This is a genomic window from Paenibacillus sp. J45TS6 (genome assembly GCF_018403285.1).
GTDB lineage: Bacteria > Bacillota > Bacilli > Paenibacillales > Paenibacillaceae > Paenibacillus.
In genome coordinates this window covers 18,916-31,410 of sequence record NZ_BOSJ01000008.1, presented here as the reverse complement: position 1 = coordinate 31,410, position 12,495 = coordinate 18,916, and the positions used below count along the sequence as shown (strand labels likewise).

Genomic DNA, 12,495 nt, shown 5'->3' with positions numbered 1-12,495 from the left:
GAGGAGAAGCAGTGTGTATGTAGTTACAGCAGATCAAATGAGAGAACTAGACGAGCATGTTATAGGATCTTGGGGTGTTCCCTCCGTTTGTCTGATGGAGAACGCAGGTAAGGCACTTGCAGAAGAAGTGCTCCATTTCTGTCAGAACCGGCAGTCAAAAGAGCAGGTAGCTAATGGGAACCCACTTATATCTAATGAGGCAAGAGCAGCTTTTGATCGATGGAAGGGAACACGTGGACAGATCAGTAACGATGCTTCCATTCGAGGGGAGAAAGCGTGCGCAGAACACTGGTATATCCTAATTGGAAAAGGAAATAACGGCGGGGATGGGCTCGTAGCTGCTCGCCACCTATGGGAAGCTGGGATGGGAATTACCCTTGTATTTGCCGAGTGTCCGAAGGGACTAAGTGAAGATGCTCTGCTTGAGTATCACACAGCTGAAGCGATGGGGATTCCATCTATCCTATTTACAGAACAGGGAGATCTGACATTCACTGGAGGAACAGGGGTTATTGATGCTTTGCTCGGTACAGGAAGTAAAGGGGCTCCGCGAAATGCGTATGCTTCATTAATACAGGCAGCAAATGACAGTGGGCTGCCCATTATTTCGGCAGATATTCCAAGTGGACTACATGTGGATACGGGAGTTCTCTGTGAGCCGCATATCCGGGCAGAAATGACGGTATGCTTCGCACTACTAAAGCGGGGACTTACGCAGTTTCCAGGTGCAGAAGCCGCTGGGCAGATTAAGGTGCGTTCGGTCGGAATTCCGCCTCAGCTTGCAGAAGGAAGATATCGAGAAACCGTCTATTTACTTACAGAAGATGTATTGTCAGAGAAGCTGAAAGTGGACCTTACGCAAAGACGAGCGGAAGATGGTCATAAAGGAACATATGGTCATGTACTGCTTGTGGCAGGCACGCTAGGGATGAGCGGGGCGGGACTGCTCAGTTGCCGGGCGGCACTGCGATCCGGCTCTGGGCTTGCTACATGGGCGCTGCCTTCCGAGCTGCTCCCGCATGTCATTGGCGCGGTGCCTGAGCTCATGCTTGCCGCAGCCGCAGAAGGTCTGCATGGAACATGGAATAGGGCATCGGCACAGAATATCATCAAGCTCGCAGAGAGTAGGGATGTCATCGCAATTGGCCCTGGACTGGGACGTTTTGAAGAGGATACCGCTTGGCTGAGTCAAATATATAAAGAGGCAGACCTACCTATGGTTATTGATGCAGATGGGCTGAATATGTTGGCAGAGGCAGGTTCCGACTTTTTTAAACATATAGCATCTAGAAAAGCACCCGTTATCTTAACCCCGCATCCAGGAGAAATGGCGCGTCTTGCCGGTGTGTCTACCAAAGAGATTCAGCAGAACCGAATAGATCATGCTTTGTCCTATTCAGCGAAAACGGGAGTGACGCTTGTTCTAAAAGGTTCCCGGACTGTGATTGCTACGCCCGAAGGAAATGCGTATATTAACATGACCGGTCATGCCGGAATGGGAACAGGCGGTACAGGAGATGCGCTGACGGGGATCATTGCCGGCCTGCTTGCTCAAGGTTACAGCGCTGAACAAGCAGCTGCATTTGGGGTATACCTGCATGGCAAAGCCGGAGAGACCGCTGCAATGATGCGTTCTCATCCAGCAGGAGTGATGGCGGGAGACCTGATCGAATATTTGTAAGTAAGAACGAAAGAGAAGTGATTCCTACAGTGAAACCATTCTAGTTCTTAGGTTGACAGTATGGGGATATCATTGGTATTATTTTCTAATACCAACGTAAATAGTAGGATTTATCAGGATACAGCACAGTAACAATAAAAATAGATAACCTTGAGGTGAATGAAGCATGGCTAAAATTGCAGTGATTAATGGGAGTCCTTCCCTGACTTCAAGATTGAATGCGGTCATTGAATATGCAGAGCGCGAACTTAGAGAAGCTGGCTTTGAAGTAGATCGTATCAACGTGGCAGAGCTCCCTGCGGAAGATCTGATTTTAACTAAGTTTGAGAGCGAACATATTGTAAAAGCCAATGGGATCGTTGCTGAAGCGGATGCGGTGATTGTAGCAAGTCCGGTGTACAAGGCATCTTACACCGGTGTCTTGAAAACCTTTCTTGATCTGGTCCCTGAACGTGGTCTTGCCGGAAAAACCATTCTTCCTCTGTTCATCGGCGGAAGCCTGGCCCACTTGCTGACCATCGATTATGCTTTGAAACCTGTTCTATCTGTACTTGGCGCACGGCATATTCTTGCTGGGATTTATACGGTGGATGCTCAGGTCGCTCGTAATGATCAGGGCGGTCTCGATATTGCCCCTGAGCTGTTAGCAAGGCTCCAATCGGGAATTCAAGAATTTAAGGAAGAGATTCAGCTTCGTGAAACTCAAAAAAGTGTAAAAGGTTAATAGGAATTATAGGAAAGAGCTAACCGGATCAGCGGTAAGGCTCTTTTTTATAATAAGGATTTGCAGCCATTACACTACATAAAGGGCTGGTTATATATGGTATAATAGGCTTGTAATTTGTGATGGAGGGAGAAATGACGATTGAGTATTCAAGGAATTAACCATTTCTGTTTTTCTGTATCCGATCTTGCCAAATCAATTGCATTTTACAAACACGTTTTTGATGCTGAGATTGTACTTGAAGGCCGAAGATTGGCCTACTTTGATCTACATGGTATATGGATCGCATTGAATCAGGAAGACGTCCCTCGTAACTTTACTGCCCCGACGTACACACATATTGCATTTACGGTCGATGAAGAAGACCTGCTGCCACTGCGTCAGAAGCTTAGCGAAGCGAATGCTAAAATCTTGCCGGGCCGTGAACGGGATGCCAAGGATAAAGAGTCCATTTATTTTCTAGATCCAGATGGACATATGTTTGAATTTCATACAGGTACGCTGCAAGATCGCTTGAATTATTATAAAGAAGATAAAAAATATATGACGTTTCACCGCTAAGAACGGCTGCTTTTTATAGAAGTAAATGAAACGAAAAGAACCCTATAAAGGCACTATACTAAGTGTCCATATAGGGTTCTTTTTTCACTTCAGGAAGCAGCTATCTTATAGATCGTCAAATCCGTTGTCGTCTCCGACTTTACCGTAGTTACGGGATTTCGCTTCAAAGAAGTCTGTTTTTGTTGCATTTAGCGCTTCATCAGAGAACGGCTTGATCCAAGGCATACTGTTTACATCTACGCCATCATATAATTTCTCAAGTCCCATGAGACGCAGACGTTTGTTTGCCGTGTATTTAATGTAATCTTCCAGTTCTTTCAGGTCGATACCGCGAACTTTGCTGAGTGTATAGTGCGCCCAGTTCGTTTCTAGTTCAACTGCACGATTGATCGTGCGATAGAGGTAGTCGCGATTTTCTTTGGTATCGAGTTCCGGATAATCAGCAAGCAGCTGTTTGAACACTTCGGCGAAGAAGTAGCAATGCTGGTTCTCATCCCGCTGAATATAAGAGATCATCTGACAAGTACCCATCATCTTCTGATCTCTTGCAAGATTATAGAAGAAGGCAAACGTACTGTAGAAGAAGATTCCTTCTAGAATCAGATCCGCTACAAGCGCTTCGTAGAACGATTGAGGCGTTGGTTCATCACGGAAGTTCTGATAGATATCTGAGATAAATCGGTTACGCTCTAAGAGCACAGGGTCATTTTTCCAGTATTCAAAAATCTCTTTCTGTTCATCCCAAGAAACCAGGGAAGAAAGAACATATGAATAGGACTGATTGTGGACGACTTCTTGCTGAGCAATAATTGCAGAGATCGCTTCAAGAGAGGAATCCGTCAAATATTCTCTTACGTCACCCACAAACATCGTTTGCATGGAATCGAGTACAGCAAGCAGGCCGATGTTGATTTTGAACGTACGTTGTTCTTCTGGATCAAGCTGTGGAAATTGCTGCGCATCTTTGGACATAGGAATCTCATCTGCGATCCAGTAGTTCAATAAGAGTACTTTGTACAATTTATACATATGCGGCATCCGAATGTCATTCCAGTTCAGGATCCCGGAACTTTCCCCGTTAATGATACGTGTTGATTTATTTGGTGCTTCTGTATTAAAAATATTTTGGACTTTCATGGTCATGATACTTCCTCCTTAAGATTCGCAAGATTCACATTCGTTCTCAATGGTGAGTGCACGGCTTCGTACATAGTAAGTGGATTTGATACCCGCTTTCCATGCATGAAGGTGAAGTTCCAGGAATTCTTTTGCCCGGATATCAGGGCGAACATACAGGTTAAAGCTTTGTGCTTGGTCAATGTGGCGCTGACGTGCAGAAGCCATATTAATGGAAGCATGTTGATCCAAGTTAAATGCCGTTTTGTAATACCAGATCGTTTTTTCGGAAAGATCTGGTGCTGGGTTCGCGATTTTGTATGTTGTTTTCTCTTCATAAGAGAGAAGTTCGTACAGTGGATCGATACTAGCGGTAGAACCAGCAATGATGGAAGTCGATGCATTTGGAGCAATCGCCATCATCCAAGCATTCCGCACACCATGTTCTTTAACTTCAGCAGCAAGCTCATTCCACTGTGCTGTCGTTACAAATTTACCTTCACGAGATCCGTCCGTATAGCTGCGTTGTGTGAAGTAGTTGCCATTTTCCCAATCAGAGCCTTCGAATTTCGGATATTTTCCTTTTTCTTTGGCAATTTCCATACTGGATTTGATAGCAAGATAGCTAATTTTTTCGTATAGATTATCATTGTATGTGACTGCTTCTTCCGATTCCCAGCGAATGCCTTCGAGAGCAAGCAGATGATGAAGTCCGAATGTACCAAGACCGATCGCACGATACTGACTGTTTGTATATTGTGCTTGCAGCACTTCAATGTTATTGATGTCAATTACATTATCGAGCATACGCATTTGGATTGGAATCAAACGATCCAGCACATTATTAGGTACAGCGCGAGCAAGATGAATGGAGTTCAGATTACATACAACGAAGTCACCTGGTTTTTTGGTGATAACAATACGTGTTTCGCCGTCTTTTGTTACCAGTTCTTCTTGTTCAATCACTGTTGCCGATTGGTTCTGCATAATTTCCGTACACAGGTTGGATGAGTAGACCATCCCTTTGTGACGGTTCGGGTTAGCACGGTTTACGGTATCGCGATAGAACATGTACGGTGTACCTGTCTCAAGCTGAGACTTCATCACACGTTTCATAATGTCGATCGCAGGAAGTGTAATCCGGGACAATTCTGGGTGATTCGATGCTTCTTCATATTTATCGCGGAACGAACCTTTGCCGAATTCTTCATCATAGTAGTCTTCGAGTCCAAGAGCATGGCCATTCTCATCTTTCCAGCCCATCACTTTTTTCACTTCATGAGGGTCGAACAAGTTCCATTCTCCGCGCTGTTCCACACGTTCCATGAATAAGTCGGGAATTGTGATGCCGTGGAAAATATCATGTGCACGCATCCGCTCGTCCCCGTTATTCAGTTTCAGATCAAGGAACGCTAATATATCTTTATGGAATACATCAAGATAGACAGCAATAGCCCCTTTACGTGTACCCAGCTGGTCAACGCTTACGGCTGTATTGTTCAGCTGGCGAATCCAAGGAATGACACCTGAACTCGTATTTTTGTGTCCGCGGATATCAGAACCTCTAGAGCGAACTTTACCCAGGTATACACCGATACCGCCGCCCATTTTACTTAGGCGTGCTACGTCTGTATTGGAGTCGAAGATCCCTTCAAGTGAGTCGTCAACGGTGTCGATGAAGCAGCTGGAGAGCTGTCCTGCGACTTTTTTACCTGCATTAGACAAGGTTGGTGTTGCTGCTGTCATGTACAGGTTACTCATTGCCCAGTAAGCTTCTTTAACAAGCTCAACTCGTCTTTCTTCCGGTTCTTTGTGCATCAGATACATGGCGATAACCATATAACGCTCTTGCGGAAGTTCCATCACTTTTCCATCAAAATCATGTGCGAGGTAACGCTCTGTCAGCGTAAGCAGTCCGATGTAATCAAACAACAGGTCATTTCTCGGTTCAATCGTACGTCCAAGATCTTCAATTTGTTCTTTGGTATAGCATTCGAGCAGTTCTTCGCGGTAGATGCCTTTTTTGACCATACTGGTGATCAGGGGTTGGAAAGCACCATAAGGCTTGTCTGTGTAAGCTTTGTATCTGCGATTATTTGCCGCTTTTTTATATAAAGAAGTGAGCAGCGAACGGGCTGCAGCGAACTTCCAGTTAGGTTCTTCTTTGGTTACAAGTTCAAGGGCAGACATGGAGAAGGCACTACTAATTTCTTCACCGGAAACTTCCTCCCGGCGGAGTTTTGCGTTTACACCGCGTACGAGTTTTTCTTTGTCGAGCATAGGAAGATCTGCCAGGATACGATCTGCGTAAATAGAAATACGATTCTCGTCAAATTCGAGCTGACGGTTGTTTGGTTTGGTAACCACTTGTGGCATGGAGAGCCCTCGCTTTCTTCTTCAAAATAATAGATGAATCAATAATGATTCAGATATAAAAGTGTTAAGTCCCATTACATTTGCGGGTGGACTTTACATGCTGTCAACCTTTTTCACAAGCTTAAAAAAGCAAGTTTTTACAGCCTTGCTTTTTTCACAAGATTTAAAAAACTAGGCAACATATTAGCCTATTTTTTAAAATCAAACAAAAAGCATTTCCCAACCCCAAGGTCAGACAAATGCCAATAAACCTTTATTTCCCCGCCGCTATCCACCAATCATCTCACGATGAATCGGTAAAGAGGAGCACTGATGTTGTGTAAGAAAAACAATAAAAATAAACTTTGTCAATCACATTTTTCTTTTTGGGCATTTCCAATAGTTTGTAATAGAGCGGGGATTTTTCTATCAAAAATAACTTGACAAAAATAATAGTGTTCTTTTCGCCGAATTTAGCTGTCACACTACATTTGGATATGTATATTAACAGTACCCCAATATATTGTGTTTGTAAACAGTCTAGTAACTTTGAAATGCAATTGCGATTATAGCAAAAAAGCCGAGATACCGCAAAGGAAAAGGGATGGAGGATTTGTGTCCAAACTCTAAAAAAAATTTTTATACGTGGTTTCGCCATGATACAATATGCTTATCGTTTATAAGGGGATAATCTAAAAGGAGGTTTGTCATATGGCAATAGCAGAAGTTACTATTATTCCGATCGGAACAGGAAGTACCAGTCTTAGCAGTTATGTAGCTGAACTGCAACGAGTGCTTGCTGAGCAGCCTGGCATTACGTACGAACTAACGTCAATGAGCACGATTATAGAAGGAGATATTTCAGATGTACTCGCTGCGATTGCAGTGCTGCATGAGACTCCTTTTGCAAGTGGAGCTCAGCGTGTCTCCACCTCTGTCAAAATTGACGACCGAAGAGACCGGGCCTCATCCAGCAAGCAAAAACTGCAGTCGGTCAGAGAGAAGCTCCAATAAAGGAGAACCGTAGTTCCTTATAAGTCCACGATCTAAACGTAGCTTCATGAGCCCAATTCTTACTCATTCTCCTTTGAACCCAGTCATCTTAACGAAAACCGCATAAGATACACTGTACCAAAGAAAAAGGAGGAATTACAAATGAGTGAAGTTGGATACGGAAGTTATGGTGGAGGAAACTATAGCGGTGGTAACTACGGTGGTGGCAATTACGGCGGCGGAAACTATGGCGGTGGAAGTTGCGGTGGATATGGTGGAGGTTTTACATCCACAGCTGGGATCCTCGTATTGTTCATCCTTTTGGTAATCATCTCTAAAGCGTTTCTTTCTTACTAATATTTGATTAAGTTTTCCCGGAGCCCGTTTTTGCTAATTAGCAAAAATGGGTTTTTTTACGCTGAATAAAGGACTTTCCAATATAGACAGCCTTGATTCAGATTTAATTCTGTGCTAGATTATAAGCAATTCAATAAGAGAAACGTTTTCTAGGGTTCCGCAGATGAGGTAAGATGATCTGGTCTGGTCCGAGGGAAAACGCACGAATCTACTGGATTCGTGTTATCACGGAGGGACAAAAGCCCGGGAGATCTTGTCATTATGACGAGTCTCCCGGGCTTTTTTGTTTCCATATTTGTATGAATCCTCCGGATATTTTTTTGTTAGGAATAACCCCTCAACAGAAAGGATGAAAAAAATGAACTCAAACTGGCTAAAGGTGCTAACCGCTGTAATCTTTGAAATTGGATGGGCTTCAGGTCTGAAACATGCAGAGCTTTGGTGGGAGTGGGGCGCAACAGCCATAGCTATCTTTCTAAGTTTCTATTTGCTTATCTCTGCAACCAAAGCTCTGCCTGTGGGGACAGCTTATGCAATTTTTGTTGGGCTAGGTACGGTAGGGACCATGCTCGTTGACGTCTTGATTTTCGGTGTGAATCTGAATGCCGGGAAAATTCTATTCGTGATCACACTGCTTACAGGTGTCGCTGGCTTAAAGCTTGTCACTAAAGACCCTGCAAAAGAGGAGGTATCTTAATATGGACTGGGTATATCTAATCCTGGCCGGACTGTTTGAGATGATGGGTGTCGGTATGATTAATCAGATGAACCAGAAGCGCAATGCTCGTGTAATATCGCTGCTGGTTGGAAGTTTTGCGTTAAGCTTTATCTTCCTTGCTCTTGCGATGAAGACGCTGCCTATGGGTACTGCCTATGCGGTATGGACTGGAATTGGTGCTTCAGGCGGAGCACTTCTTGGAATGATATTCTATGGGGAAGCAAGGGATGCGAAGCGCATCTTGTTTATTGCGATGGTCTTAATTTCTGCGGTTGGTCTGAAGTTTGTTTCGTAAATAATAAATGTCCTAATTCGTTCGTTAAATAAAAAATATTGCCAGAATTAAGCTATTCACAATGAGTAGCTGATTCTGACAATAAAGGGAATCATGTCATCTATGTAATATTCTTTATACTGCTTTGTTAGTTTTCTTTCAAGTTAGAAGTGTGCCGATACAATGGTAGAAGCGTGTTTAATATGATCAAGCAGCACGGGAATCTTCCCCTGATCGCATGTAATCACAAGATTCTTAGTATCATTGTTGATATCTATCTCGCCTACATAGGTGTTCCCGTTCTGCAGTACGAGACACACCGTATAACCTTTCTTCTCAGCGTATCGCAACGAGTGTAACAGCATGTGATCCCTCCATCTCAAAGATACAGACTGCAATATATCTCAACCATCTGGTCGTATATGATAATAATGGAACATAAATCAGCCAGTGGATAATATTTACAATATATAATGTAACATCTTTATTTTTGTGAAGTAAATGGAAAATTTAAATAATAATAAAACGTTCTTACCTTAATAGATTGATATCTTCGCTCTCATTATAATTGGGATCGTTATTATTAAACTGTTTCCAGGCTACGTATAAACCTATTCCAGAGACAATAAGCCCAAGAATTGCGGCAATGAGGGTAAGCTGGTCCAAGGTAACAAGGTTGGAATCCACATTGTTGTTATTTTTTCTGCTGGCGTTTTTGTTTTTGTTTTTGACAGTGGCCTTCACTTCGTTCACCTTCCCGCATCTCAGGTATTCTTTCTTCTATATCTTATGTTATGAAATGGCATGAGTTCGTAAAAAGGGTAACTCCCTAAGCCTTAAAACAAAAAAGGGTGCCTGCTTATTTGTAGTCAGATTGTGGGTTGTGGAGGACAGGGACTGAACTATAGGCAGAGAGCCCAAATAAAAGAAAGTTGGATAAGTGCCCGGTCCAAACCAGCTTAAATGACATAAGTTATGGTGTAGGAAGCGGAAAGGAGGAGTTAAAATGAGTGGATACGAATACTGTGGTGGCAACAATGGTTGTGGAAATGTTGGCGGATACGGCCACGGAGGCTGGACATCGATAGGAGCAATTCTTGTACTCTTCATTCTCTTGGTTATCATCTCTAAAGCATTTACTTGTTACTAATATTCTCTTGTTTTCAGTAAAAAGAAGTTGCCCTGATATCAGGGCAGCTTCTTTATTTGCGTCTTGTATACGGTCCCAAACAAAATATTGAAGTTCAAGGCAGGAGCCCGGACGCCGGAAATCCTTTTTACATATGTATAGGGAGAAGCCTAATAGGCGATATAAGGGAGGAATATTTAATGAATGAACAATATAGTTATCAGATGAATTCCAATTATATATCAGGTTACCCTGTATCCGGTTATGAACGGATGTATCAAACTTACGGAGGTAACTGGGAAGAACCTGTGAAATCCTATGCTATGCCGCACGGTAGCTCTTCAGCTGTTCATGAGCCTCCTGACGATTTAGCGGGAATCCTGCTCGTATTATTCGTCTTACTTGTTATGATCTGCAAGATTTTTCTCTAAGAGGCGCTAAAATTGGATAGCCCCCGTACCTAGGGTCCGGGGGCTGCTATGTGCAAGGTCGCCCGCGTCGTGTCGATCGCGAACAGCTTGCGATTATTTAATTGATTTAACCTGTGGTTGCTAAATGCAGTAGCTACAAATAGCTAACGATTCCTCTGGTGAACGATGTCGTTCACACTTGCCGAGAATAACTGACTTTCACACAACAAAAGCCCTACCTCTCTTTTGTCCTTGCGGCTCCGAAGACCGCGCCAGTTTGAATGAAAATAAAATCTAAAATCTTTGTTTGGGTTATAACGCGATTCTTACTTCATGAGGTTAAATGAAGGAATTATTCTACTTTGAGGAATATGAATGGGGTTAAATACTACATTACTTTTCATTATATCATAGTACAAGCTATAACACAAATATATACTATGTGATACACCGATATGATATATTTTCGGATTCATGGAAATCTCTACTGGTTAATAATACAACAAGCAAGTAACAACATCCCTAGAGCTCAGGGTAATGGATTACAACAGTGAAAAACGACAGAAACATTACTATAAATGACGAGGAGATGAACGATCATGGATAACAACGTATTTAAAGGGAAATGGACACAAATGAAGGGTGAAGCTAAAAAACAATGGGGTAAACTGACAGATGATGATCTGGATGTAATCAATGGTGAGAAAGACAAATTGATTGGTAAACTCCAAGAAAAATATGGTCACACGCGTGAACAGGCGGAGACAGAGTACAACAACTGGAGCAACACGAACGTACGCTAATAACGTAGCTTACTTACAATAAAGAAGAGGATTGATTCTGCGGAATCGATCCTCTTCTTTGTTTATGTAGAATTAAATGTCTACATGGTATGATTTCTTCTATACAGATCAGACGTATTCATATGCTGATAAAGAAGGGACCGATGAATTTGCTGGAACAGACTCGTAAAGCGATCGTTATTGGAGCAACCGGGATGGTTGGTCAGCAACTGGTTACTGGGCTGCTAGAACAGCATCCCTACACAGAAGTCGTTATTTTAGTGAGGGAATCACAGAAGCTTACTCATCCAAAACTGAAACAAGTGATCGTAAACTGGGATGAGCTTGAGAAATATGAATCCGCCTTTTATCAAGCAGATGATTTATTCTGTTGTTTAGGTACAACGATTAAGAAGGCAGGATCACAGGCGGCTTTTCGCAAAGTAGATCTCGAATATCCCGTTACTGCCGCGAAGATAGCGGAGCGCCATGGAATAAAACAATTTATTGGGATTTCTTCAATGGGTGCCGATGCAAAATCGCGTGTTTTCTATTCCCGTACAAAAGGCCAGTTTGAAGAAGAGGTAAAGAAGACCGGAATCCCTTCTGTACATTTCGTACGTCCTTCACTGCTTCTCGGAGATCGTAAAGAACATAGAACAGGGGAGAAGATGGGTGAAATTCTCCTTGGGCTCTTAGATCCATTATTAAAGCTTGGAAAAGGGCAGAATTATCGTGCGATACCAGGATCACTTGTAGCTACTGCCATGATTCGTATTGCCTTACAGGAACAGAAGGGGATACATATCTATTCTAATCAAAAGATCAGGGAGATCGCAGAGGCGATGCCACTGTCTCAGAAATAGACAAGCCTCGCACATTTGACTACAATAACGTATAGAAAAGTATGGAAATATTAAAGGAGGTTCATCCGTATGAGCAAAAACACGATCACAACTGAAAAAGCACCGGGTGCCATTGGGCCTTACAGCCAGGCTGTAGAAGCAGGCGGATTTATTTTCACATCAGGACAGCTTGGTATTGATCCGGCGACGGGAGAGTTTGGAGCGACTGTAGAAGAGCAGACCCGTTTGTCTCTGGAGAATGTAAAAGCGATTCTTGAAGCGGCTGGGGCAGGACTAAACCAGGTCGTGAAAACAACGGTCTTCTTAAAAGATATGAATGATTTTGTCCGTGTGAATGAAGTGTACAGTTCATTTTTTGAACAGCCATACCCAGCGCGCAGTGCAGTAGAAGTAGCACGTTTACCAAAAGATGCGCTCGTTGAGATCGAGACGATTGTAGTAAAAGGGTAAGATCTTATACAAATGATGTCATTACTGAATCAAACGTAAAAAGAGACCAACGCTTTGGCGATGGTCTCTTTTTACGTTA

At 43.0% G+C, this 12,495-nt stretch carries 15 protein-coding genes, 1 pseudogene and 1 riboswitch; of the genes and pseudogenes, 12 read left to right on the top strand and 4 right to left on the bottom strand.

What is annotated here, in order from left to right; genetic code table 11:
* Positions 1 to 13: 13 nt before the first annotated feature.
* From KJS58_RS13355 to fosB, 3 genes are all read left to right on the top strand, one after another.
* Entirely contained in the window at positions 14 to 1,681 is a 1,668-nt protein-coding gene (locus KJS58_RS13355) for an NAD(P)H-hydrate dehydratase (protein ID WP_213532981.1), read from the top strand.
* Between the two features lie 166 nt (positions 1,682 to 1,847).
* Positions 1,848 to 2,405 (top strand): NADPH-dependent FMN reductase, encoded by a 558-nt coding sequence (ssuE, locus tag KJS58_RS13350; protein WP_213532980.1) that lies wholly within the window; start codon positions 1,848 to 1,850, stop codon positions 2,403 to 2,405.
* A 141-nt stretch (positions 2,406 to 2,546) separates the two neighbouring features.
* Positions 2,547 to 2,966 (top strand): metallothiol transferase FosB, encoded by a 420-nt coding sequence (gene fosB, locus KJS58_RS13345; RefSeq protein ID WP_213532979.1) that lies wholly within the window; start codon positions 2,547 to 2,549, stop codon positions 2,964 to 2,966.
* A gap of 105 nt (positions 2,967 to 3,071) precedes the next feature.
* On the opposite strand, the gene KJS58_RS13340 is transcribed toward fosB, so the two are convergent.
* Positions 3,072 to 4,103 carry a ribonucleotide-diphosphate reductase subunit beta gene (locus KJS58_RS13340; protein WP_213533207.1) on the bottom strand — a complete coding sequence of 344 codons (1,032 nt, stop codon included), beginning with the start codon at positions 4,101 to 4,103 and terminating at the stop codon, positions 3,072 to 3,074.
* A gap of 18 nt (positions 4,104 to 4,121) precedes the next feature.
* On the bottom strand, positions 4,122 to 6,458 hold the full coding sequence (locus KJS58_RS13335; RefSeq protein ID WP_213532978.1) for a ribonucleoside-diphosphate reductase subunit alpha: 2,337 nt from the start codon (positions 6,456 to 6,458) through the stop codon (positions 4,122 to 4,124).
* Positions 6,459 to 7,148: 690 nt separating this feature from the next.
* Here KJS58_RS13335 and KJS58_RS13330 point away from each other — a divergent pair.
* The 4 genes and pseudogenes from KJS58_RS13330 to KJS58_RS13315 all read left to right on the top strand — a co-directional run bounded on the left by KJS58_RS13330 (position 7,149) and on the right by KJS58_RS13315 (position 8,800).
* Entirely contained in the window at positions 7,149 to 7,451 is a 303-nt protein-coding gene (locus tag KJS58_RS13330) for an MTH1187 family thiamine-binding protein (protein WP_213532977.1), read from the top strand.
* 228 nt (positions 7,452 to 7,679) lie between these two features.
* Positions 7,680 to 7,787: pseudogene (locus KJS58_RS25475) on the top strand (YjcZ family sporulation protein); the annotation flags it as partial.
* A gap of 138 nt (positions 7,788 to 7,925) precedes the next feature.
* Positions 7,926 to 8,039, top strand: a riboswitch (guanidine-I (ykkC/yxkD leader).
* Between the two features lie 106 nt (positions 8,040 to 8,145).
* A complete protein-coding gene (locus KJS58_RS13320) occupies positions 8,146 to 8,484 on the top strand; it encodes a DMT family transporter (RefSeq protein WP_213532975.1) in 339 nt (112 codons plus the stop codon).
* 1 nt (position 8,485) lies between these two features.
* Positions 8,486 to 8,800, top strand: a complete 315-nt coding sequence (locus KJS58_RS13315; RefSeq protein ID WP_213532974.1) for a DMT family transporter — start codon at positions 8,486 to 8,488, stop codon at positions 8,798 to 8,800.
* 143 nt (positions 8,801 to 8,943) lie between these two features.
* On the opposite strand, the gene KJS58_RS13310 is transcribed toward KJS58_RS13315, so the two are convergent.
* A complete protein-coding gene (locus tag KJS58_RS13310; RefSeq protein ID WP_213532973.1) occupies positions 8,944 to 9,144 on the bottom strand; it encodes a hypothetical protein in 201 nt (66 codons plus the stop codon).
* 166 nt (positions 9,145 to 9,310) lie between these two features.
* A complete protein-coding gene (locus tag KJS58_RS13305; protein ID WP_213532972.1) occupies positions 9,311 to 9,523 on the bottom strand; it encodes a hypothetical protein in 213 nt (70 codons plus the stop codon).
* A 262-nt stretch (positions 9,524 to 9,785) separates the two neighbouring features.
* Between KJS58_RS13305 and KJS58_RS13300 the strand changes: the two genes are divergently transcribed.
* From KJS58_RS13300 to KJS58_RS13280, 5 genes are all read left to right on the top strand, one after another.
* Positions 9,786 to 9,929 (top strand): YjcZ family sporulation protein, encoded by a 144-nt coding sequence (locus KJS58_RS13300; protein ID WP_213532971.1) that lies wholly within the window; start codon positions 9,786 to 9,788, stop codon positions 9,927 to 9,929.
* 179 nt (positions 9,930 to 10,108) lie between these two features.
* Positions 10,109 to 10,339: a hypothetical protein gene (locus tag KJS58_RS13295; protein WP_213532970.1), complete on the top strand. Its 231-nt coding sequence runs from the start codon at positions 10,109 to 10,111 to the stop codon at positions 10,337 to 10,339.
* Positions 10,340 to 10,917: 578 nt separating this feature from the next.
* Entirely contained in the window at positions 10,918 to 11,121 is a 204-nt protein-coding gene (locus KJS58_RS13290; protein ID WP_191800091.1) for a CsbD family protein, read from the top strand.
* A gap of 122 nt (positions 11,122 to 11,243) precedes the next feature.
* Positions 11,244 to 11,966, top strand: coding sequence for an NAD(P)H-binding protein (locus KJS58_RS13285; RefSeq protein WP_249717272.1), 723 nt, complete (start codon positions 11,244 to 11,246; stop codon positions 11,964 to 11,966).
* 69 nt (positions 11,967 to 12,035) lie between these two features.
* Positions 12,036 to 12,416: a RidA family protein gene (locus tag KJS58_RS13280; RefSeq protein WP_213532969.1), complete on the top strand. Its 381-nt coding sequence runs from the start codon at positions 12,036 to 12,038 to the stop codon at positions 12,414 to 12,416.
* Positions 12,417 to 12,495: the final 79 nt, after the last annotated feature.